We start from the raw sequence: 23,365 nt of genomic DNA, 5'->3' as shown, positions 1-23,365 counted from the left end.
CCGGGACGGGTTCGGGCTGTGCGCACCGGCGTTCCCTCGCCCGCCCCGCCGCTGGGACGCACCCCGGGGGACACGCCCCGGTTCGGGAACTCGTCCGGGCTGCCGCGCACCGGCGTCCCCACGCCCGTCCCCGCCGCCGGAACGCACCCCGTGGGGCACGCCCGCACGCCCCGCCCCGGGGCCCGTCCCGCCGGGCTACCGGGGCGGCGTGGATGGCCCCGGCGTCGGCGCCGGGGCGTACCCCGTGGGGCGGGTGGTGAAAACCCCCCGACCCTGCGTGCGGCTGCGCAACCGCGTCGCGTAGCCGAACAGTTCGGCCAGCGGCACCGTGGCGGTGACGATCGCCGCACCCGCCCGCGTGGTCGATCCGGTGACCCGGCCGCGCCGTGCCGCCAGGTCGCCGAGGACCCCGCCCACGGCCTCGTCGGGAGCGGTGACCGTGACCTCGACCACCGGCTCCAGCACCGCCATCGCGCTCGTCCGCAACGCCTCGCGCAGGGCGAGCCGTCCGGCCGTCCGGAACGCCATCTCCGACGAGTCCTTCGCGTGGGTCGCCCCGTCCCGCAGGACGACCCGCAGCCCGGTCACGGGATGACCGCCGAGCGGACCCTCGCCCAGCGCGTCCCGGCAGCCGGCCTCGACGGCCCGTACGTACTCCTGCGGGCACCCGACCGCCCACGACGGCCGACCGGAACTCGAACCCGGTCACGCTGCCTCCGCCTCCGCCTCCGCCTCCGTCCTCCCGTTCGGCGTCGGCCTCCAACGGCTCCACGTCCAGTACGACATGGGCGAACTGGCCCGCCCCGCCGTCCTGTTTGACATGCCGGAAGACGAACCCGGCGACCCCGCGTACGACCGTCTCCCGGTACGCGACCCGCGGCCGGCCGACCCGGACGTCCAGCCCCTGGGCGCGGCGGATCTTCTCCACCGCCACCTCCAGATGCAGTTCGCCCATGCCGGACAGCACGGTCTGCCCGGTCTCGTCGTCGGTCCGCACCACCAGTGACGGATCCTCCTCCACGAGCCGTGCCAGCGCGGCCACCAGACGGTCCGTGTCCGTGCTCGTCCGTGCCTCGACCGCGACCGAGACGACGGGCTCGGCGGTGACCGGCGGTTCGAGGACCAGCGGGGCACCGGGCGCGCACAGGGTCGATCCCGCGCGGGCGGACTTCAGTCCGACCACCGCGACGATGTCCCCGGCGACGGCCCGGTCCAACTGGGTGTGCCGGTCGGCCTGGACCCGCAGGATCCGGCCGATCCGTTCGGTGCGCGTCGCACCCGCGTCCCGCACGGCCACCACTTCTCCTTTCCGGATCGTCCCCGAGTACAGCCGCAGACAAGTCAGCCGCCCGGTGGCGGTGGAGTGGACCTTGAACGCCAGCGCGGCGAACGGCGCGTCCGGATCGGCGGCCCGCACCTGTTCGGCACCGTCCAGCGTGCCGCGTACGGCGGGAACGTCCGACGGCGAGGGCAGATACGCGACCACGGCGTCCAGCAACGGCTCGATGCCCCGGTTGCGGTAGGCCGAGCCGCAGAGCACGACCACACCGTCACCGGTACGGGTCAGGTCGCGCAGCGCGCCCGCGAGGGTCCGCGCGGAGAGGCCGGCCGGCGTACAGAACTCCTCCAGCGCGCCGGGATGGAGCTCCGCGACGGCCTCCTCCAGCAGTCGTCGTCGCCGGCCCGCCTCCTCGGACAGCGCTTCGGGTACGGGCCCTTCCTCGACCCCGCCGATCCCCTCCCCGCTTTCGGTCCAGACCAGCGCCCGCATACGCAGCAGGTCGACGACTCCGCGGAACCCGTCCTCCGAGCCGATGGGCAACTGCACGACCAGCGGCGCCGGATGCAGCCGTTCCCGGATGGACGCGACCGCCGAGTCGAGGTCGGCCCCGGCCCGGTCCAGCTTGTTGACGAAGGCGATGCGCGGCACGCCGAACCGGTCGGCCTGCCGCCACACCGACTCGCTCTGCGGTTCGACCCCCGCGACGGCGTCGAACACCGCCACCGCTCCGTCCAGCACACGCAGCGACCGTACGACCTCGTCGGAGAAGTCGACGTGCCCCGGGGTGTCGATCAGGTTGATGCGGTGCCCGTCCCAGTCACAACTGACGGCGGCGGCGAAGATGGTGATGCCACGGTCGCGCTCCTGGGGGTCGAAGTCGGTGACGGTCGTGCCGTCATGCACCTCACCACGCTTGTGCGTGGTCCCGGTGACATACAGGATCCGCTCGGTGACGGTGGTCTTGCCCGCGTCGACATGGGCGAGGATGCCGAGATTGCGGACGGCACCCAGCGGGGTGTCGAGAGGTGAGAAGCGGTGGTCAAGAGGGTGGAGTTCGGTACGCACGGCCCAAGGCCTTCCAGGACTACTGATCCGGATGGGGTCGGCGCGATTCCCGTACGAAGCGTCAGGTGACGTGCTGACCCGCGGAAAGGCGTGCGCAGGTCGACGTGCGCAGGTCAGGGTCAGACGTTCGAAACGGGTGTCCGGTGCGGGCCGCGCAGCCCGCACCGGCTCCGCGAGGACACGAGGATCACCTCGTACCGCGACAGAGGAACGACGACAGCGGTGCGGTACCGCATGGCCGGGCTCCTCTCGGTGGTCACGGGACGCGCGTCGCGGTGGTGTGCGATGCGCGTGCTGGGGCGAGTGTAGGAAGCCGAACTGCCCTGGCGCACCGGGTTATTCGCGCCCGGGCTCCACGGCGGCTCAGGGAGCCCCGTCCCGACGCTGCTCGGCGCGGGCCGGAGCGATGATCGTGGGAGCGTGCCCCTGCGGGGCGGGGCTGCCCGCGCCGAGCACCTGGCAGCGGGTGAGCCCGTGCCGGGACCACAGCGCGGCCGTCCACGCGCAGAGCAGCGCGTCGACGAGGTCCTCCCGGTGCTTGTAGTCGGCCGCCCGCCGGGGCGAGGGCTCCTCGGTCAGCCGGCGGGAGACCGGATGCGAGGCGAGCAGCAGGGGCGGGTCGGCGGTGGCGAGGCCCGCCACCCGGCCGATCAACTCGTCGCACGCCTGCGCCCGTACCGCGCGCCAGTCGGCCGACGGTACGCGCGCCGGGCGTCGTTTGTAGGTGGGGCGCTCCAGGTCGTACCCCAGCTCGGCCGCTCCGACGAGCGTTGTGTAGGGGTAGCACTCGGACAGGACGAGGCCGCTCGTCGGCGGGCCTTCCCTGCCGTCGTCGTAGGACCAGCCGGCCTTCCGGAGCCGTTCCAGCAGGAGCACGCCGGCCTTGCGCGGGGAACCCGTGTTGGTGCTGTTCGCGCTCACCTTCCAGCGGCCGTACCGCTGGCCCACCTCCCGCTCGCACCCGCGCTGGCCCGCCGCGTTGTCGACGACCAGCGGCGCGTCGACGAAGACCAGGGTTGATCCGTCGACGGCTGCCCCGGCCAGCCATTCCACCGTCTCGTCGAGCCCGCGGGTCCAGCCGCAGTCGACGACCGTGCCGGAGCCGTCGACTGCGGCCACACCCGTCTCGTTGGGCCTGCGGGTTCCGCCGTGCGCCCAGGCCAGGTCGATGCCGATGAACCGCTCGACCGCCATCTCAGGACTCGGACATTCCGGTGACCGTCCCGACCAGTTCCGCCAGTGCGGCAGCCACGCGGGCGAGGCCCGGCCCCGCGGGTCCACCCGGCTCGGTCATGTAGACGTCCCGGCGGATCTCGATCATCAGGGCGCTGACCCGCCGGTCGGTGCCGTGGTACTTCAGCGGTACGTACGTTCCGGCGAAGGGGCTGTCGGTGCCCGTACCGCCGAAGCCGGTGAATGCCTTCTCGGCGTGGACGAGGAGGTCGGGCGGGGTGTGGAAGGCGTCGGTTCCGAGGCAGACGGGTGGGCGGGGGCCGTCGCCGTGGAGTTCGTACGGCAGCCGGTCCGTGGGATAGGAGTGCACGTCGATGATCACCACTCGCCCGGCCGCTGCCAGCCGCTGTGTCACGGCGTCGGTCATGGCGGCGGCGTACGGGTGGAAGTAGCGGTCCAACAGCCGTTGTTCGAGCGCGGGGCTCAGGTCGGCGTCCGGGATACGGTCGGCGTCCGGGACGCGGTCGGCGTCCGGCCGGAGTGGCTCGCCGTGCGTGGTGCGGGTGTAGACGGCGCCCATGCCCACCGCCCGCATCTCCTCCCGCTCGTCGGGGAAGCGTTCGGGATCGACGACCAGTCGGGACAACCGGTTGACGAACTGCCAGGGCGGGGCGGCACGCCGGGCGGCGGCCTCCGCGGCGATCCGCGCGGTGTGCGCGTCGGTGATGTGGTCCAACTCCCGCTCCAGCGCGGCGTCGTCGAGCACGATGCCGTTCCGTACGTCCGCGGGGACGGTCCGCGAGGAGTGCGGTACGTGCAGGAGTACGGGCGAGTCGGGGGCGCCGGGTAGGAGAGCGTACGGATCCGAAGTGCCTTTCACCTAGGCGCCCTTGGCGACGGTCACCGTCACCGAGAGGTCGCCCGAGTTGTCGGCGATGCAGCCGTTGTCGCCGTCGTTGATGCGCAGTTCGAGCATGCCCCCGGCCGCCGCCTCGAAGGTCCACTGCTTCCCCACGATATGGCTCTCCTCGCCCTCCCCGGCCTCGGTGAAACGTCCGAGGAGCGCGCCGAAGGGGGCCGAGTCGTTGACCTTGCAGTCCGCCGCGGCGAAGTCGAGCGCCTTGTCGGTCTCGGCGTCGTAGCCTTCCGGCCCCGTCAGTGGCATCTCGGGGTCGTCCACGGTCCATTGACCCGAGGTGAAGCGGACGGTGACCGTGTCGCCGGACTGGATGGGTGTGTCGGTGACCCGCTGCCAGCCCTCGGCGCCGTGGACCACCGATTCGTTGACGACGGGCGTGGCCGGCAGGGGCGTACCGGCTGGCAGGGAGATGCCGGCTTCGCTTCCCGGTTCCTTGCCGTCCGAGGCGTCGGCCTGCGCGGACCGTTCGAACGGCGGCACCCCGGCGAGGAAGAGGCCGAGGCCGGTCCCCGCGAAGACGAGGGCGACCGAGGAGACCACGAGCCCCATGACCCGTCTGTCACGCCGGCTCTCGTCCCTGCGCATCAACGCGGCCGCGGTCGCGGCGTCGTACCGCGAAGTGGGTGCGGCGGTGGGCGCCGTGTGGTCCGTCCACGGGACGTGCTGACGGGTCCGGGTCTCCGCGTCCGCGAGGGAGACCCCGGCCGGGATCGCGATCCGGACGGTGGCCGACGGCAGCGACCTCGGGTCCGCCGCGAGCCCCTCGGCGGCGTGCCGCAGGGCGGTCGTCGCGTCGGGGATGGAGGGCCGCTCCTCGGGAGCTTTGCGCAGCAGTGCCTCGACGGCCGGGAGCAGCGGGCCCAACCGCGCCGGAAGATTGGGCTGTTCGTATGCCACGGCGTGCAGGGTGGCCGCGTGTGCGGGGCGCCGGAAGGGGGACGCCCCGGTGGCGGCGGTGACGAGTGTCGCGGCCAGCGACCACAGGTCCGAGGCGGGCCCGACCTCACCGCCGTTGACGCGTTCGGGCGCCATGTACTCGACGGAGCCCGCGAACTCACCCGAGTTGGTGAGCGCCTCGCCGTCGTCGACGACGGCGATACCGAAGTCCGTCAGGACCGCGCTGCCGTCGCGGCGCAGCAGGACGTTGGCCGGTTTGACGTCCCGGTGCAGAGCTCCTGCGGCGTGCACGGCGTCGAGCGCGCCGAGCAGTTGGGCACCCAGTTCGGCGACCTTCGTGGGCTCCAACGGGCCGTTACGTGCGATGAGTTGGGCGAGCGAGGGGCCGTCGATGAGTTCCATGACGATCCACAGGCGGTCCTCGTACTCGACGAGGTCGTGCACTCCGACCACATGCGGGTGCGGCACCCTGGCCACCACCCGCGCCTCCCGTACGGCCCGGCGCAGCCACACGCGGCGGTCCTCGTCGCCCTGGGTGAAGACATGCAGCTCCTTGGCGGCGACGTCCCGCGCGAGCAGTTGGTCGTGGGCCCGCCAGACGGTGCCCATGCCGCCCCGGCCGAGCTGGTCGGTCAGCCGGTACCGACCCGCGATCAGACGCCCGGCACCCCGTGCCGCGTGCGCCGCACCCTGCTGATCATCACTGCCGGACAACACGCCCGCCTCACGCCCCTCCCGATGGCTTCCTCGCCACCGGCCCCATGTATCACTCGAACACCGGCGAGCATAGCGCCGGGAACTGACGTCGGAACTACGGCTGAGGGAAGTGGGGCGCGGGGAGACCGGACCGGAGCCGGACCGCCTCGCGGGGCGGGCCGGAGGGCCACCGTGCGTGCCGCACCTACGGGACAGGTTCCGGGACAACGCTCCCCTCGGTGTGGGACGTGCGGTAGCGGAAGATGATGTTCCTGGTGGGGTGATCCCCCGCCGGGAACATTCCGTCCGCACACGACCGAAGGGACTGAAGACATGCTGGTGGACCTCATCGAGACCCCCGAGCTGGCTCCGCAGACGTACCTCGACGACGAGTCGCCGCTGGTGGCCGTCGACGCACCGGAGGAGCGCGCCTGGCTCCCGTCGTACCAGGCGGTCCGCGCCGCCTGACGTACGACGCGTTCGGTCGGCATCGGACCCGTGGAGGGTCCGGTGCCGGTCGTCCCAGGTCTCACGTCCGTCATCTCGCCCGCGCCCCCGAAGGACGGTCCGTCGTTGTCCTCCTCGCTCTCCGCCGCCCAGCCGGCCTCACCTTCCACCGACCGGCCGGGTTCGCCGGGCATCACCGGACCGGGCATCACCGGGCCGGTCGACGCCGGACCGACCGCCGACCGGGTGGCGCAGGCCGACACCCTGCTCTGCGCCGATCGGCAGTTCGGCGACTCCCCCGCCATCGGCGAGCGCAATCTCGCCCGGTTCCGCCTGGGCCTGACCATGCTGGCGCGGCATGACGGCGAGGCCGCGGACGTCCTGCGGGAGACGGCCGCCGCATCCGACGAACGTCTGCGCCCCCTGCTGTACGACCCCGTGCTGCGCAACTGCTTCGAGGTCGACCTCGCCCTGTTGGACGGCGGCCGGTTCGAACGCAGCTCGTTCGGCACGTACGTACGCGGTCACCTGGCCGCGGGTGCGGCGGCGGACGCACCGGCCACGGGTACTCCGACCACGGGCACGGCGCCCTCTGACGCGGCTCCCGCCCCAGGTCCCTCCGAAGCTCTTATGCGCCCCCATCGGCCCGCCTGGCCCGGTCTCGGGGACGCCTGGGTGCTGGCCGAGCCCGCACCGCGGGAGGACGCGCAGAAGCTGCTGGCCGAGCGCCTCATGGAGCTGTACCGGGACGCGCTCGGCGACGGCCGGGCGGCGGGTCCCGTCGATCCGACGGACGGAACTCTCGCCGTTCTACGGGACGGCGCGGAACTTCTCGCCACGCTGCTGCCCGCCGCCGGAGCCGGCGTGCTCGGGCACGTCAGCGTGGTCGGCTTCACCAGCCGGGAGAGCGAAGAGGGTCCCCTGCAGTCCATGTCGGGCGGCGATCCGCTTCCCTCGACCGTGCTGCTCGCGCCCGAACGCTGCACGTCCCCGTGGCTTGCCGCCGAGAGCCTGCTGCACGAGGGCGCCCACCTGAAGCTCTTCGACGCGCTCCGGACGGGTTCCGTGGTCAGGAACGCCACCGAGCAGGTTCCCATCCCGTGGCGGATCGGCTCCTGGACGGTCATCCGGGTGTTCGTCGCCCTGCACTTCTATGTGCACCTGCTGGTCTTCCGGGCCGCGGCCGACACGGCGGGTGAAGCGGTCCGTGAACGGTTCGGTCCGCCCCCGCCCGCCGAGGACCTCGACGAGCCGAGCCCGGGTACCCCCGCCGCCCTGAACGGCGAGTACCGCACCAGTGCGGAAAGGGCCCGCTACCTCGCCGAGTGCGTACTGTCGCTGCCGGACGAGGCCCTCACCGAACACGGGCACCGGTTCGCCCGCTGGCTCCTCACCGCCCTGCGCCTGGTGGACGAGGACGCGCCGCGGCCTCGTGAGCGGGCGGTCACGACTCGGCCCGCCGAACCGGGTCCCTCTCAGCAGGGCGGTCCCACCGGCACCCTCCAGCGCGTCACTCCGGTGGACGCGTGCGCCCTGCCCGGCCTCGGGCAACTAGTCGTCAGCCCCGCCCGGTCGGCTCGGATGCACTGGCTGAACGCGCGCTCCTGGACCGTCTACTCCCTGTGCGACGGACGTGACCTCGGCTCGCTGCACACCGCCTACGCGCAGGCGGCGGGTCTCACTCCCGGCTCGGAGGAGGTCGGCCGGCAGGTCGGCGACAGCCTGCGCCTGCTCGTGACCTCCGGCCTGGTCACGCAGGACGGGTGACACTACCCGGTGCCGGTTCCGGGGAGCGGTGCTCTGCGCGGGGCGTACCTACGCACCCGCTGAACCCGTGTCCGGATAGGTCGTCTCCAGGCCGGTCAGCCGGGCGGACACGATGGCCTCCAGTCGGTTCGACACGTTGATCTTCGGCAGGATGGCGGAGACGTAGTTGCGTACGGTCTTCTCCGATATGAACAGCTCCTGGGCTATCCGGCGGTTTCCGTGGCCGAGGGAGACCAGCCGCAGCACTTCCCGTTCCCGGTTCGTCAGAGCCGGGAACGGGAGCGGCTCGTCGGCCTCCGCCAGGCGCTGCAGCAGGGCGAAGAGCTCGCTGCCGGGCCGGGGGCCCAATGTCACGTACCCGCGTCGCACGGCTCGTACGGTACGCAGCAGGTCTGCCGTCTCCGTGTTCTTGAGCAGGTAGCCCGTGGCCCCGGCCATCAGCGCGGTCAGCAGCAGCTTGTCGTCGTCATGGTCCGGGGAGACCATCGCGACCAGCCGCGGGGACGGGCCCTGCCGACGCAGCTGCTGAAGCAGCCCGATTCCCGCGTGGGCCGGCAGGTCGAGGTCGACGAGGACCACGTTGGGCTTCCCCTCCCGGACCGCCCGGACGCCGGCGTGCGGATCGTGGGTTCCCGCGACAACGCCGATCCCGCCGTCCTCAAGCGCGGAACGCAAGCCGCTCAGGACCAGGGGAATGCTCTCTATCAACACCACGGACGTATCGGCGTCGTGGACCTCTTCGGCCATTCTCGTTCTTCCTCACACCCGGACTGGCGTGAGGCGTTACAGAGCGCTACCTCACGCCGTCATGATCAGCGTCCGGTTGCAGCGTAGAACTCCTGTAGCGCGACGGGCCGTTGCGCCGCGAAGGCAGCTGTGAGGACTCCGGGAAATCACGCGGTCCGGGAGGTTCGCCGTGGCGGCGGCATGCGAAAAGGGCCACGACCCTCAGGTCGTGGCCCTCATCCGCGTACAGCTGTAGCGAGTGTCCGAGGGGGGACTTGAACCCCCACGCCCGATAAAGGGCACTAGCACCTCAAGCTAGCGCGTCTGCCATTCCGCCACCCGGACCAGGTGTCTGCCGCCTGGACGGGGGTGTTCCCCGTGGCGACATGGACAACAATACCAAGCTTTCGGAGTGGCTTTCACCTGCGTTTCCGCGCCCCGGCGGGGTACCGCTCGGGGCGCGGACGACGCTCTACGACGTCACTCTGGTGTCACTTTGCGTGACCGAAAGCTACGGGTCGGGCGGGGATGGTTCCGACACCGCGGGGCACGGCATCAGAGGTCACGGCATCAGGTGGTACTCCGGGAAGTTCCCCGGCAGCCGCTCCCCCGCCGGCCCGTGCGTGACCGCGCGCACCAGCAGTTCGCCGCCCACGAACGCGCCGCGCCAGGACGCGCCGAAGCCGCCGAACAGCTCGTCGCGGTCGCCCCGGGAGCGGGGTTTCCCGTGGCCGACCTTGAAGGCGCGGATCTGCGGCGCCAGCCGCTGGTACGTGGCCTCGTCGTCGGTGGACAGCGTCGCCACCAGCGCGCCGTTCGACGCGTTCATCGCGGCCAGCAGTTCCGCCTCCGTGTCGACCAGGACGATCGTGTCGACCGGGCCGAAGGGTTCCGCGTGGTGGAGCGGGGAGGAGGGCGGCGGATTCAGGATCGTGACCGGCTGGACGTACGCCGACGTGTCCTGGCCGGGGAGGAAGCGGGCGTCGGCGAGCTTGCCGCGGTGCAGGGGTACGGCGCCGCGGTCGATGGCCTCGGCGACCTGGTCGTGCAGTTCCTTCGCCTTGGCCGCGTTGATCACCGGCCCGAAGTCCAGTTGCGGGTACGGGTCGTCGGGGTGCTCGACGGCCAGGGGGTGGCCGACGCGGAGGGTGTCGACCGCCGGGAGGTACGCCGCGAGGAACTCGTCGAACAGCTCACGCTGGACGACGAAGCGCGGATACGCCGTGCAGCGCTGCTTGCCGTAGTCGAAGAGCTTCGGGATGACGGCCGTCAGCGCGTCCCAGTCGGTGTGGTTCCAGATGCCCCAGGTGTTCAGCCCTTCCTGTTCGAGTACGTGTCGCTTGCCGAGGTCGGCGACGGCCGTGGCCACCGCGGCGCCCGTGTCCCGGCCGCCGACGAAGGAGACGCAGCCGATCTCGGGCGCGCGCACGAGCGCCTGGGACAGTTCGCCTCCGCTGCCGCTGACGAGGGTGACGGGTATCCCCTCGCGGGCGGCGAGCGCGCAGGCCAGGGTGAGGCATGCGACGCCGCCGTCGGTCGGGGTCTTGGCGATGACCGCGTTGCCTGCCAGTGCCTGTACCAGCATTGCGTGAACGAGCACGCTCATCGGGTAGTTCCAGCTCGCGATGTTGGACACGGGTCCGTCCAGCGGGGTCCGGTCCACGAGCATGGGCTCGATTCCGTCGACGTACCAGCGCACGCCGTCGATGGCGCGGTCGACGTCGGCCTGCGCGAGCCGCCAGGGCTTGCCGATCTCCCAGACGAGGAGGAGGGCGAGCAGTTCCCGGTGCTGGGTGAGGGCGTCGAGGGTGGCCGCGACGCGGGCCCGGCGTTCTTCGAGGGGTACGTGGCGCCAGGCACGGTGGTGGTCGAGGGCGGCGCGGACGGCCTGCTGGGCCGTGTCGCCGTCCAGTCGCGGCGGTCCGGCGATGGGGCTGCCGTCGACGGGGCTGGTGGCGGGCAGCGCCCGGCCGTCCGCCTGCCAGGCGGCGCCCCAGAGGTTGCGGACGCGGTCGTCCTGGAAGGCCTCGGGCGCCACGGCGACACAGCGCTGCCAGGCGTCGGTCCACGAGGTGCGGGCTTTGAGGGTGAGGGTGGGTGTTCGGGTGGTCTTGAGGTTGGGTGTGAGGGTGGGTGCCATTCGGTTGCTCCGCTCTCGGTGCACAGTCGGGGGCGGTCGTTCATGGCTGGTCCCGCGTGCGCGAGCACCGGCGGTGCGCGCCCGGCACGGGGACGGCGTGCGTCGTGCGTTCTGCGTTCTGCGTCGTGCGTCCTGCGTTCTTCGATCTGCCTTCTGCAGCGTCCGGCGTCCGGCGTCCGGCGTCCGGCGGGAACTTCGTACCGGCGACGCTAGCGACGCGGCGTGGCGTCCGTAAGTGACGTCAGGTCAACTATGAGTGACATCACGTTCCGCTTCGAGATGCTTCGAGGCGGGCCAGCACCAGCCGGGCCGTCTCGGTCGGGGTGTCACCCACCTGGACACCGGCCGCCTCCAGGGCCTCCTTCTTCGCCCGGGCCGTGCCGGAGGAGCCGGACACGATGGCGCCCGCGTGGCCCATCGTCTTGCCCTCGGGGGCGGTGAAGCCGGCGATGTAGCCGATGACGGGTTTGGTGACGTGGTCGCGGACGTACGCGGCCGCGCGTTCCTCGGCGTCGCCGCCGATCTCCCCTATGAGGACGATGAGTTCGGTGTCGGGGTCGTCCTGGAAGGCGGCCAGGCAGTCGATGTGGGTGGTGCCGACGACGGGGTCGCCGCCGATGCCGACACAGGTGGAGAAGCCGATGTCCCGCAGCTCGTACATGAGTTGGTAGGTGAGCGTGCCGGACTTGGAGACCAGGCCGATACGGCCGGGCTTGGTGATGTCGGCGGGGATGATGCCCGCGTTGGCCTGGCCCGGGGTGATCAGGCCGGGGCAGTTGGGGCCGACGATCCGCGTGCCCTTCGACTTCGCGTACGTCGTGAAGGCGACCGAGTCGTGGACCGGGATGCCCTCCGTGATGACGACGGCGAGGCCGATACCGGCGTCGGCGGCTTCGACGACTGCCGCCTTGGCGAAGGCCGGTGGGACGAAGACGACGCTGACGTCGGCGCCGGTCGCCTCGATGCCTTCGCGTACGGAGCCGAAGACCGGGACGGCACGGTCGTCGAAGTCGACGCTCTGCCCCGCCTTGCGCGGGTTGACGCCGCCGACGACGTCGGTGCCGGCGGCGAGCATGCGCCGGGTGTGCTTCATGCCCTCGCCACCGGTCATTCCCTGGACGAGGACCTTGCTCTCCTTGGTGAGGTAGATGGCCATGTCCCGCTCCTTCAGGTCGCGTCGGCGAGTTGGGCGGCGCGGCGCGCGGCGCCGTCCATGGTGGTGGCCTGCTGGACCAGGGGGTGCGCGCGGTCGTCGAGGATCGCGCGGCCCCGTACGGCGTTGTTGCCGTCGAGGCGGACGACCAGCGGCTTGGTCAACTGGACGGTGTCCAGGGCCTGCACGATGCCGTCGGCGACCGCGTCACAGGCGGTGATACCGCCGAAGACGTTGACGAAGACCGACTTGACGGCGGGGTCGGAGAGGATGACGGAGAGGCCGTCGGCCATGATCTGGGCGGAGGCGCCGCCGCCGATGTCGAGGAAGTTGGCGGGGCGTGCGCCGCAGCCGGCGACCACGTCGAGGGTCGACATGACGAGACCGGCGCCGTTGCCGATGATGCCGACCTCGCCGTCCAGCTTCACGTAGTTGAGGCCCTTGGCGGCGGCGGCCGCCTCCAGCGGGTCGTCGTGCGCCGCCCCCTGGCCTCCCCATCGTGCCTGCCGGAAGCGGGCGTTGTCGTCGAGGGTGACCTTGCCGTCGAGGGCGAGGATCTGGCCCTGCGCCGTACGGACGAGGGGATTGACCTCGACGAGTACGGCGTCCTCGCGGGTGAGTACGTCCCAGAGCCTGACCAGGACGTCGACGGTCTGCGGGGGCAGGCCCGCGGCTTCGGCGATCTCGGCGGCCTTCGCCGAGGTGACGCCCTCGGCCGGATCGATGTGGATCCGCGCCACGGCGTCGGGGCGGGTGGCGGCGACCTCCTCGATGTCCATGCCGCCCTCGGCCGAGGCGATCGCGAGGAACCGGCCGGCCGCACGGTCGAGTACGTAACTGACGTAGAACTCGGCTTCGATGTCGACCGGTTGGGCCAGCATCACCTTGCCGACCGTGTGGCCCTTGATGTCCATGCCGAGGATCTGGCGTGCCGTCAGTTCGGCGGCGGCCGGGTCGGCGGCGAGTTTCACGCCGCCCGCCTTGCCCCGTCCGCCGGTCTTCACCTGCGCCTTGACGACGACGCGGCCGCCCAGCCTGCGGGCGATCTCGCGTGCCTCTTTGGGTGAGTCGGTGACCTCCGCCCTCGGCACCAAGATGCCGTGTTCTTCGAAGAGTTCCCTTGCCTGGTGCTCGAACAGGTCCATCTCGGCTCCCTCTGAAAAGTGCCGCACGCCCCCTGGACACCACCCACTGGATGCGGGATAACAAGCTTCATACAGTATTCGTCGACTGTATGCAATGTACCGCGACGGCATCCACGAACAGTGCGCGCACCACGTATGAGCTGCACGGATGAGCTGCGTCTCCGCGCGCCCAATCCCCTACGAAGGGACAGGACTTCGCCATGCCCGACGACAACAGCCAGAACCTCATCTCCGGTGGTCACCTGGTCGCCAAGGCACTCAAAGCGGAGGGTGTGGAGGTCATCTACACCCTCTGCGGCGGCCACATCATCGACATCTACGACGGCTGCGTGGACGAGGGCATCGAGGTCGTCGACGTACGCCACGAGCAGGTCGCCGCCCACGCCGCCGACGGTTACGCGCGCATCACCGGTAAGCCCGGCTGCGCCGTCGTCACCGCCGGCCCCGGCACGACCGACGCCGTGACGGGTGTCGCCAACGCCTTCCGCGCGGAGTCCCCCATGCTGCTGATCGGCGGCCAGGGGGCCCACACCCAGCACAAGATGGGGTCCCTGCAGGACCTGCCGCACGTCGACATGATGACGCCGATCACCAAGTTCGCCGCGACCGTGCCGGACACCGCGCGGGCCGCCGACATGGTGTCCATGGCGTTCCGCGAGTGCTACCACGGGGCGCCAGGACCGTCCTTCCTGGAGATCCCGCGCGATGTCCTGGACGCCAAGGTTCCGGTGGACAAGGCCCGGGTGCCCGCCGCCGGGCAGTACCGGGCCTCGACCCGCTCGGCCGGTGACCCCGAGGCCATCGAGAAGCTCGCCGACCTCCTCGTGCACGCCGAGAAGCCGGCGATCCTGCTGGGCAGCCAGGTGTGGACGACTCGCGGCACCGCGTCCGCCATCGATCTCGTACGCACCCTCAACATCCCCGCCTACATGAACGGCGCCGGACGCGGCACGCTGCCTCCCGGCGACCCGCACCACTTCCAGCTCTCGCGCCGGTACGCCTTCTCCAACGCCGACGTCATCGTGATCGTCGGTACGCCCTTCGACTTCCGCATGGGCTACGGCAAGCGTCTGTCGCAGGACGCGACCGTCGTGCAGATCGACCTCGACTACCGGACCGTCGGCAAGAACCGGGACATCGACCTAGGCATCGTCGGGGACCCGGGGCTCGTCCTGAAGTCGGTCGCGGAGGCCGCCTCGGGACGCCTCAACGGAGGCGCGTCCAAGCGCAAGGAGTGGCTCGACGAGCTGCGCGCCGCCGAGCAGACCGCCATCGAGAAGCGGCTGCCGAGCCTGAAGTCCGACGCCTCGCCCATCCACCCGTACCGGCTGGTCAGCGAGATCAACGACTTCCTGACCGAGGACTCCATCTACATCGGGGACGGCGGCGACATCGTCACCTTCTCCGGGCAGGTCGTGCAGCCCAAGTCACCCGGGCACTGGATGGACCCGGGCCCCCTCGGCACGCTCGGCGTCGGCATCCCGTTCGTGCTGGCCGCCAAGAAGGCGCGGCCCGACAAGGAGGTCGTCGCCCTCTTCGGGGACGGCGCGTTCTCCCTCACCGGCTGGGACTTCGAGACCCTCGTCCGCTACGACCTCCCCTTCGTCGGCATCGTCGGCAACAACTCCTCCATGAACCAGATCCGCTACGGCCAGGCCGCCAAGTACGGCCTGGAGCGCGAGCGCGTCGGCAACACCCTCGGCGACGTCCACTACGACAAGTTCGCGCAGATGCTGGGCGGTTACGGCGAGGAGGTCCGCGACCCCGCCGACATCGGTCCAGCCCTGCAGCGCGCCCGTGAGTCGGGCAAGCCGTCGCTCATCAACGTCTGGGTCGACCCGGACGCGTACGCCCCCGGAACCATGAACCAGACGATGTACAAGTGAGGTGGAACCGTTGACCACAACGACAGCGACGACCCCCACGGCGTCGACGCCGGCCTCGGCCAAGGCCCTCGAAGGCGTCCGTGTTCTCGACATGACGCACGTCCAGTCCGGTCCCTCCGCCACCCAGCTGCTCGCCTGGCTCGGCGCGGACGTCGTGAAGCTGGAGGCGCCGACCGGGGACATCACACGCAAGCAGCTGCGCGACCTTCCCGACGTCGACTCCCTCTACTTCACGATGCTCAACTGCAACAAGCGGAGCATCACCCTCAACACCAAGACCGAGCGCGGCAAGGAGATCCTCACCGAGCTGATCCGGCGCTCGGACGTCATGGTCGAGAACTTCGGACCGGGCGCGGTCGACCGCATGGGCTTCACCTGGGACCGTATCCAGGAGATCAATCCGCGGATCGTCTATGCCTCCATCAAGGGGTTCGGGGACGGCCCGTACACCAACTTCAAGGCGTACGAGGTCGTCGCTCAGGCCATGGGCGGGTCGATGTCGACCACCGGTTTCGAGGACGGGCCGCCGCTGGCGACGGGCGCCCAGATCGGTGACTCGGGCACGGGCATCCACGCGGTGGCAGCGATCCTCGCCGCCCTGTTCCAGCGGGAGAACACGGGGCGCGGGCAGCGGGTGAACGTGGCGATGCAGCACGCCGTACTGAATCTGTGCCGGGTGAAACTGCGGGACCAGCAGCGCCTCGGGCATGGGCCGCTGGCTGAATATCCCAACGACGACTTCGGCGACGAAGTTCCCAGGTCCGGAAACGCGTCCGGCGGCGGCCAGCCTGGCTGGGCCGTCAAGTGCGCGCCGGGCGGCCCCAACGACTACGTGTACGTCATCGTGCAGCCCGTCGGCTGGAAGCCGCTCTCCGAGCTGATCGGGCGGCCGGAGCTGGCGGACGACCCCGAGTGGGCGACGCCCGAGGCCCGCCTGCCGCAGCTCACCAAGATGTTCCAGCTGATCGAGGAGTGGTCGTCCACGCTCCCCAAGTGGCAGGTGCTGGAGAAGCTCAACGCCCACAACATCCCGTGCGGCCCGATCCTCTCCACCAAGGAGATCATCGAGGACGAGTCGCTGGTCGCCAACGAGATGGTCGTGACGGTGCCGCACCCCGAGCGGGGCGACTTCGTGACCGTGGGCAGTCCGCTGAAGCTCTCCGACTCCCCCGTGGACGTGACCAGTTCGCCGCTGCTCGGCGAGCACAACGAAGAGGTGTACGTCGGCGAGCTCGGGCTCGGCGACGAGGAGCTGCGCCTGCTCAAGTCGAACGGAGTGATCTGATTGATGGCCGAAGACCGGGTGCTGAGGGTACGCAGGCTCCTCGACGCCGTGCGGGCTTCAGGACGGACGGCGCTGACCGCACCCGAGGGCAAGGTGGTCGCCGATGCCTACGCGATCGCCGTTCCGGGTGAGGAGCTGGCGACCGACGTCGACGAGGCGGTCGCCCACGCGGCGCGCTTCGGCGGTCCCGTCGTGATGAAGATCGTCTCTCCGGACATCCTCCACAAGACCGACGCGGGCGGCGTGATCGTCGGCGTGGAGGGTGCGGCGGACATACGCGCCGCCTTCCACAAGATCGTCGAGAACGCCAGGGCGTACAACCCCCAGGCCCGCATCGAGGGCGTACAGGTGCAGGAACTGCTGCCCCAGGGGCAGGAGGTGATCGTCGGCGCGGTGACCGACCCGACGTTCGGCAAGGTCGTGGCGTTCGGGCTCGGCGGTGTGCTGGTCGAGGTCCTGAAGGACGTCACGTTCCGCTTGGCGCCCGTCGACCCGGACGAGGCGCTGTCGATGCTGGACTCGATCCGGGCCGCGGAGATCCTGCGCGGGGTACGGGGCGCCCCCGCCGTGGACCGGTGGGCGGTCGCCGAGCAGATCCGCCGGGTCTCCGAACTGGTCTCGGACTTCCCAGAGATCGCCGAGGTGGACCTGAACCCGGTGATCGCCACCCCGGAGGGCGCGATGGCCGCGGACATCCGGGTGATCCTCGCCGAGTCGGTGCCGAAACCCCGCCGCACGTACGGCCGCGACGAGATCCTCACCTCGATGCGCCGGCTGATGCAGCCGTCGTCGGTGGCCGTGATCGGCGCCTCCAACGAACAGGGAAAGATCGGCAATTCGGTCATGCGCAACCTCATCGACGGCGGTTTCTCCGGGGAGATCCATCCGGTGAACCCCAAGGCCGATGACATTCTCGGCCGCAAGGCGTACAAGAGTGTCACCGACGTTCCCGGTGAGGTGGATGTGGCGGTCTTCGCTATCCCCGCCAAGTTCGTGGCTGCGGCCCTGGAGGAGGTGGGACGCAAGGGGATCGCCAACGCCGTACTGATCCCCTCGGGGTTCGCGGAGACCGGTGAGCAGGGACTCCAGGACGAGATCGTGGCCATCGGCGAGCGGTACGGCGTCCGGCTGCTCGGGCCGAACATCTACGGCTACTACTCGACGTGGCAGGACCTGTGCGCCACGTTCTGCACGCCGTACGACGTGAAGGGCGGTGTCGCCCTCACCTCGCAGTCCGGTGGCATAGGGATGGCCATCCTGGGCTTCGCGCGCACTACGAAGACGGGTGTTTCCGCGATCGTGGGGCTCGGCAACAAGTCGGACCTCGACGAGGACGACCTGCTGACCTGGTTCGGCGAGGACCCCAACACCAAGTGCATCGCCATGCACCTGGAGGACCTCAAGGACGGGCGGGCCTTCGTGGAGGCCGCGCGGGCGACCGTCCCCAAGAAGCCGGTGGTCGTCCTGAAGGCGGGCCGCACCGCGGCCGGGGCGAAGGCCGCGGGCTCGCACACGGGCGCTCTGGCGGGCGACGACGCCGTGTACGAGGACATCCTGAAGCAGGCCGGTGTCATCAGGGCGCCCGGCCTGAACGAAATGCTGGAGTACGCGCGCGCGTTGCCGGTGCTGCCCGCTCCCCAGGGCGACAACATCGTGATCATCACCGGCGCCGGCGGCAGCGGCGTACTGCTGTCCGACGCGGTGACCGACAACGGCCTCTCCCTCATGGAGATCCCGCCCGACCTGGACGCTTCCTTCAGGAAGTTCATCCCGCCCTTCGGGGCCGCCGGCAACCCGGTGGACATCACGGGCGGCGAACCCCCGTCGACCTACGAGGCGACGATCAGGCTCGGTCTGGAGGACCCGAGGATCCACTCACTGGTCCTCGGCTACTGGCACACCATCGTGACCCCTCCCATGGTCTTCGCCGAGCTCACCGCGCGCGTGGTGGCCGAATTCAGGGAGCGCGGGATCGAGAAGCCCGTGGTGGCGTCGCTCGCGGGCGACGTCGAGGTCGAGGAGGCCTGCCAGTACCTGTACGAGCACGGGGTCGTGGCCTACCCGTACACCACCGAGAAGCCGGTGGCGGTGCTCGGAGCCAAGTACCGCTGGGCGCGGGCGGCGGGGCTGTTGTGACGCGGCGGCGGGCAGCGACCCGGCCGGCGGGGCTGTTGAGGGGGCGGTTCATGACCTGACCCGGCGAAGGGGCGGGCCGACGGTGCGCGTCGGCCCGCCCCGGGACCCGTGCGCACACGAAAGGCATTGGACAGGGGGCGCTGGCCAGATCTTTCGACGCAAGGGGTGCAACGAGACATGACAACCACCGACATCACGACACCCGTCCCCTACAGGGAGGTGACGGACCGCAACGGCCGCCTGTACCGGATCGGCGAGACCGACCGGGACATCATGGGGCGACCACGCTGGACCATGGTGCTCTTCCCCTGGATGGGCATGCTCGGCATCAGCTCCTCGGAGTACGCGTTCACCTCCGCCGAGGACACCCTGCATGAGGCCCACCTCTGGAACAGTGGGCACATCTTCTGGCTGATGGGCGTCTGGGTGTTCTTCCAGGCGGCCGTGGCCTTCCCGGCCGGCCAGCTGCGCGAGAGCGGACGGCTCCCCGCGCGGTACGCCATGATGCTCGGCGCGTGCGGCACACTCCTGGGCTATCTCTCACTGGCGTACGCGCCACATGTGATCGTCGCCTACATAGGCTTCGGCATGTTCAGCGGCATCGGCGCCGGACTCGTCTACGCGACCTGCGTGAACATGGTCGGCAAGTGGTATCCGGAGCGCAAGGGCGGCAAGACCGGCATGGTCAACGGCGGTTTCGCCTACGGTTCCGTGCCCTTCGTGTTCCTGTTCACCTCGTACATGGACCTGTCCAACTACGAGACGGTGCTGGTCTTCGTAGGCGTGATCTGCTGCACGGTCGTCGCGTTCGCCGGCTGGTTCTTCAAGGACCCGCCGAAGAACTGGTGGCCCGCGCACGTGGACCCGCTGAAGACCTCGACCGACCCGCGGGTCGTGCGGGCGCTGGCGAAGAACCCGCCGGCGGTCAAGCAGTACACACCGCGCGAGGCGGCCAGGACGCCCGTGCTGTGGATGATGTGGTTCTGCCTGCTGTGCACGGCCGGCATCAACATCTTCGGTATCGCCATGCAGGTCCCCTTCGGGAAGGAGATGGGATTCGCCGGCGGCATCGTGGCCACCGCCATGTCGCTCAAGGCCATCGTGAACGGCACCGGACGAGGTGTCATCGGCTGGATCTCGGACCGGTACGGCCGCCGGAACACCCTCGTCATCGTCTGTATCGTGCTCGGCTGCTCCCAGTTCGGTGTGTTCTTCTCCGGGAACCTGGGCTCGATGCCGTTCTTCCTGGTCTGCTCGATGATCTCCGGCTTCGGCGGCGGCGCGATCTTCCCGCTGTTCGCGGCGATGACCGCGGACTACTTCGGTGAGAACAACAACGCCTCCAACTACGGCATGGTCTACAGCTCCAAGCTCATCTCCGGTCTCGTCGGCTCCGGTGTGGGAGCGATCGTCGTGAGCGCCTGGGGCTACGGAGGAGCCTTCGCACTGGCCGGCAGCATCGGCCTCGGCTCCGCGGTCCTGGCGCTCTTCCTCCGGGCTCCCGGCAGGCCCAGCACCAAGAACGTCGTACCCAACCCGCACCCCATCGGTGAGGAGATGGCCTGACCGGTGTTCCCCACGCCGCATCCGTCCCCGACGTCCTGGAACCCCAAGATCCGCTTCGGTCCTTGAGAACGACGGCGGTCCTCCCCACGACAGTGCGTGGGAAGGACCGCCTGTTGTACGTCCGCCTTTTGTACGTCCGAACGTTGTACGTCCGGCTGTTGTACGTCCGGACTGCGCCGTGCCGGGTGCTTGCGCGAGGCGCCCCGGCTCAGTGCTTCTTGGAGCGCAGGGCCGCGAGGTTGTCGTAACTGATCTTGGCCTCGCGCAGCGACTGCGCGGGGTCGGTGGCACTGGGCGAGTTGTCGTCCTCGACCATCGGGTTGTGGTAGTTCCGCTCCCCGACCCGAGAGAAGAACGTGGTGTAGTCGATGACGCCCGTTCCGAAGGGCACCATGTCGTAGCCCATGCCGTTGGTGGTGCTCACGACACCGTCCTTGGCGTGGAACAGCGGGTAGCGCTTGTTGTGACGGGCGACGAGCCCCGCCGGGTCGAAGACCTTCTCGCGGGTGGAGCCGTCGTGGGCGGTGTAGGTGTGGAACTTGTACTGGGCCACGTGCGCCCAGAAGATGTCCATCTCCAGCCAGACCAGCTTCGGGTCGGTGACCTTCAGGAAGTACTCCAGCTTGCGGATGCCGGAGCTGCGGGTGGGCCGGCCCTGTGCGTCCAGCGGGCCCCCGTCGAGCAGGAAGCCGTACGCCGCGTCGTGGTTGTGCGTGTACAGCTTGATGCCCTCGCGGCGGGCGACCTTGCCCAGCGCGTTCCACTTCTCGGCCGCCACGTCCCAGTCGGCCCGGTAGGAGCTGCCGGTGGGGTCGCCACCGGTGCCCATGTGGTCCATGCCGAGGATGTTGGCGATCTCCAGGTGCTTCTTGAAGGTGTCCAGGTCGGCGGTGGTCAGCGGCCAGGAGGGCGGTATGAAGCCGTGGTTGCCCTGGGCGCGCAGCCCGTAGTCGTCGAGCCAGGAGCGCAGCAGCCTCGCGCCCGCGACGGACTCCAGGCTGGCGCCGCCCGGCGCGTTGGCGTGCTGGTTGTATCCGGCGAACTCCACCTGGCGGTATCCGTGGCGGGCCAGCTGCTTGAACACCTCACGGAAGCCGGAGGGCAGGTCCGAGGCGAGCGGGTCGCGGGCCGTGGCGTCACGGACGGTGTAGAGGATGATGCCGCGCTTGCCCGGCGGGACGAGGACGTGTCCGCGGCCGTGACCGTGGTCATGGCCGTGGCCGTGGCCTCTGTCCCGGTCCTGGGCCAGGGCGGGTGAGGCGCCCAGCACCGGAGCGGCGACCGCCCCGGCGGCGACGGCGGTGCAGGTGCTGAGGAAGCGGCGGCGGTTGACGCCGAGCGTGCGACGCAGGGCGTCGCCGGATCCGGATTCGTCGTTGAACGCGGTCACGGTGTCTCTCTCTCGGTTGGTGCACGACCGTGTACGGCCGTGTGCGGGATCGGCGCCCGGCTGGGGCGATATGCCTTCGACCAGCAAAAATGGCGAGGCGTACGGGAGTTATCCACAGGCCGGGCACGGTGTCGGTGCCGTGTGTTTCACTTTTCGTGTTCGCCCGTCCGGTCGTTCCCGGGTGCTGTCACCCGAGGCCGGCCAGGTCGAGCAGCAGGGATTTCACATCGGTGGCCGCGACGCGGTCGCCGACAGCGCGGGGGGTGGAGCAGATGATGAGCGGACCTTCGTCGTCGCTCAGGGGGAGGCGGCCGTGGCTGCCTCGAATAGGTGAGGGGTCGAGGGGCACGACCGCCATGCGGTAGCGCATGCCGAGCTTCTTGCGGGCCAGCGCGCCCGCGGCCTTGACCTTGACGTACGGGTCGAGCGGATCCATGAAGAGCTCGACCGGGTCGTAGCCGGGTTTGCGATGGATCTCGACGAGCTGCGCGAAGTCGGGCGCGCGGGCGTCGTCGAGCCAGTAGTAGTACGTGAACCAGGCGTCCGGCTCCGCGACGGCGACCAGCTCGCCGGAGCGGGGATGGTCGAGGTGATGGGTCTTCTTGCCCTCGTCGTCGAGGAGTTGCTCGATGCCGGGCAGGTCGGCGAGCGCCGCCTTGGTGGCTTCCATGTCCTCGGGGCGTCGGACGTAGACATGGGCGATCTGGTGGTCGGCGACGGCGAAGGCCCGTGAGGTCATCGGGTCGAGGTACTCCATGCCGTCCTGGGTGTGCACCTCAAGGAGTCCGGCGCGGCGCAGCGCTCGGTTGATGTCGACGGGGCGGTCCGCGCGGGTGATGCCGTACTCGGACAGGGCGACGACGGTACGGCCTTCCGCGCGGGCGTCGTCGAGCAGTGGGGCCAGGGCCGCGTCCAGGTCGGCGGCCGCTTTCAGGGAGCGCGGGTCGTCGGGGCCGAAGCGCTGTAGGTCGTAGTCGAGATGAGGGAGGTAGCAGAGGGTCAGGTCCGGCCGGCGGGTGGCGATGACGTGACGGGTGGCGTCGATGATCCACTGGCTGGAGACGAGGTCGGCGCCTGGGCCCCAGAAGTGGAAGAGCGGGAACGTGCCGAATTTCTCGGTGAGTTCATCGTGCAGGGCCGGGGGCCGGGTGTAGCAGTCGGGTTCCTTGCGGCCGTCGGCGTAGTAGACCGGACGGGGGGTGATGGTGATGTCGGTGTCGGCGCCCATGGCGTACCACCAGCAGATGTTGGCGACCGTGTAGCCGGGGTGGACGCGCCGGGCGGCGTCCCAGATCTTGTCGCCGGACACCAGGCCGTTGTGCTGGCGCCACAGAAGGACGTCGCCGAGGTCGCGGAAGTACCAGCCGTTGCCGACGATGCCGTGCTCGGAGGGATGGGTGCCGGTCAGGAACGTGGACTGGGCGGCGCAGGTGACGGCGGGCAGCACGGTGCCGAGGTGGGCCTTGGAGCCGGACTGGGCCAGGGACTTGAGGCGCGGCATGTGGTCGAGGAGCCGGGGGGTGAGGCCGACGACGTCCAGGACGAGGAGAGGAGTGGGGGAAGACGGGCCGGCGGCGGTGGCCGGCTCGGCCAGGAACTCGGCCGACGTCTCGGGCGGTGCTCCGGCTGGGGCCACGGTCTCGCGCTCGGTCATGGGCAGTGGCTCGGGTACGGGCACGGGCACTGACTCGG

General features: G+C 70.4%; 15 protein-coding genes, 1 tRNA gene and 1 pseudogene. 6 read left to right on the top strand and 11 right to left on the bottom strand.

The window, feature by feature from the left end; translation table 11 throughout:
- Window positions 1–195: 195 nt before the first annotated feature.
- From fusA to C6Y14_RS13735, 4 genes and pseudogenes are all read right to left on the bottom strand, one after another.
- Window positions 196–2,347 (bottom strand): annotated as a pseudogene (gene fusA, locus C6Y14_RS13750) (elongation factor G).
- Between the two features lie 363 nt (window positions 2,348–2,710).
- Complete coding sequence (locus C6Y14_RS13745; protein WP_107016882.1) at window positions 2,711–3,541, bottom strand: DUF429 domain-containing protein; 831 nt, start codon at window positions 3,539–3,541, stop codon at window positions 2,711–2,713.
- A 1-nt stretch (window position 3,542) separates the two neighbouring features.
- A complete protein-coding gene (locus tag C6Y14_RS13740) occupies window positions 3,543–4,400 on the bottom strand; it encodes an N-formylglutamate amidohydrolase (RefSeq protein WP_107016881.1) in 858 nt (285 codons plus the stop codon).
- Entirely contained in the window at window positions 4,401–6,050 is a 1,650-nt protein-coding gene (locus tag C6Y14_RS13735) for a serine/threonine-protein kinase (protein WP_159074236.1), read from the bottom strand.
- 315 nt (window positions 6,051–6,365) lie between these two features.
- Between C6Y14_RS13735 and C6Y14_RS45500 the strand changes: the two genes are divergently transcribed.
- On the top strand, window positions 6,366–6,500 hold the full coding sequence (locus tag C6Y14_RS45500) for a hypothetical protein (protein ID WP_263973071.1): 135 nt from the start codon (window positions 6,366–6,368) through the stop codon (window positions 6,498–6,500).
- 42 nt (window positions 6,501–6,542) lie between these two features.
- Complete coding sequence (locus C6Y14_RS13730) at window positions 6,543–8,246, top strand: aKG-HExxH-type peptide beta-hydroxylase (RefSeq protein ID WP_107016879.1); 1,704 nt, start codon at window positions 6,543–6,545, stop codon at window positions 8,244–8,246.
- A 48-nt stretch (window positions 8,247–8,294) separates the two neighbouring features.
- Here C6Y14_RS13730 and C6Y14_RS44505 read toward each other — a convergent pair whose 3' ends face one another.
- From C6Y14_RS44505 to sucC, 5 genes are all read right to left on the bottom strand, one after another.
- On the bottom strand, window positions 8,295–8,993 hold the full coding sequence (locus C6Y14_RS44505) for a LuxR C-terminal-related transcriptional regulator (protein ID WP_107016878.1): 699 nt from the start codon (window positions 8,991–8,993) through the stop codon (window positions 8,295–8,297).
- Between the two features lie 239 nt (window positions 8,994–9,232).
- A tRNA-Leu gene (locus tag C6Y14_RS13720) sits at window positions 9,233–9,317 on the bottom strand.
- Window positions 9,318–9,534: 217 nt separating this feature from the next.
- Window positions 9,535–11,112 (bottom strand): aldehyde dehydrogenase family protein, encoded by a 1,578-nt coding sequence (locus C6Y14_RS13715; protein ID WP_107016877.1) that lies wholly within the window; start codon window positions 11,110–11,112, stop codon window positions 9,535–9,537.
- Window positions 11,113–11,374: 262 nt separating this feature from the next.
- A complete protein-coding gene (gene sucD, locus C6Y14_RS13710; protein ID WP_107016876.1) occupies window positions 11,375–12,268 on the bottom strand; it encodes a succinate--CoA ligase subunit alpha in 894 nt (297 codons plus the stop codon).
- Between the two features lie 11 nt (window positions 12,269–12,279).
- Window positions 12,280–13,410, bottom strand: coding sequence for an ADP-forming succinate--CoA ligase subunit beta (gene sucC / locus C6Y14_RS13705; RefSeq protein ID WP_107016875.1), 1,131 nt, complete (start codon window positions 13,408–13,410; stop codon window positions 12,280–12,282).
- A 200-nt stretch (window positions 13,411–13,610) separates the two neighbouring features.
- Here sucC and C6Y14_RS13700 point away from each other — a divergent pair, with 200 nt between their 5' ends.
- The 4 genes from C6Y14_RS13700 (at window position 13,611) to C6Y14_RS13685 (ending at window position 20,283) form a co-directional block, all read left to right on the top strand.
- A complete protein-coding gene (locus tag C6Y14_RS13700; RefSeq protein WP_107016874.1) occupies window positions 13,611–15,296 on the top strand; it encodes a thiamine pyrophosphate-binding protein in 1,686 nt (561 codons plus the stop codon).
- A 1-nt stretch (window position 15,297) separates the two neighbouring features.
- Window positions 15,298–16,581: a formyl-CoA transferase gene (gene frc / locus C6Y14_RS13695; RefSeq protein WP_404828783.1), complete on the top strand. Its 1,284-nt coding sequence runs from the start codon at window positions 15,298–15,300 to the stop codon at window positions 16,579–16,581.
- A gap of 3 nt (window positions 16,582–16,584) precedes the next feature.
- Entirely contained in the window at window positions 16,585–18,717 is a 2,133-nt protein-coding gene (locus tag C6Y14_RS13690; RefSeq protein WP_107016873.1) for an acetate--CoA ligase family protein, read from the top strand.
- Between the two features lie 177 nt (window positions 18,718–18,894).
- The gene (locus C6Y14_RS13685) at window positions 18,895–20,283 is read left to right on the top strand and encodes an OFA family MFS transporter (protein ID WP_107016872.1); all 1,389 of its coding nucleotides are present in this window, start codon (window positions 18,895–18,897) and stop codon (window positions 20,281–20,283) included.
- A 208-nt stretch (window positions 20,284–20,491) separates the two neighbouring features.
- Here the strand turns inward: C6Y14_RS13685 and C6Y14_RS13680 are convergent, their stop codons facing one another.
- The gene (locus C6Y14_RS13680; protein WP_107016871.1) at window positions 20,492–21,673 is read right to left on the bottom strand and encodes a sugar phosphate isomerase/epimerase family protein; all 1,182 of its coding nucleotides are present in this window, start codon (window positions 21,671–21,673) and stop codon (window positions 20,492–20,494) included.
- Window positions 21,674–21,860: 187 nt separating this feature from the next.
- Window positions 21,861–23,327, bottom strand: a complete 1,467-nt coding sequence (locus tag C6Y14_RS13675; protein ID WP_225891063.1) for a nucleotide pyrophosphatase/phosphodiesterase family protein — start codon at window positions 23,325–23,327, stop codon at window positions 21,861–21,863.
- Between the last annotated feature and the right edge of the window lie 38 nt (window positions 23,328–23,365).

Source organism: Streptomyces dioscori, from assembly GCF_003024195.1.
In the GTDB taxonomy this organism is placed as follows: Bacteria; Actinomycetota; Actinomycetes; order Streptomycetales; family Streptomycetaceae; genus Streptomyces; species Streptomyces dioscori.
The sequence above is the reverse complement of the archived record's forward strand: the minus strand, read 5'-3'. Positions and strand labels throughout refer to the sequence as shown.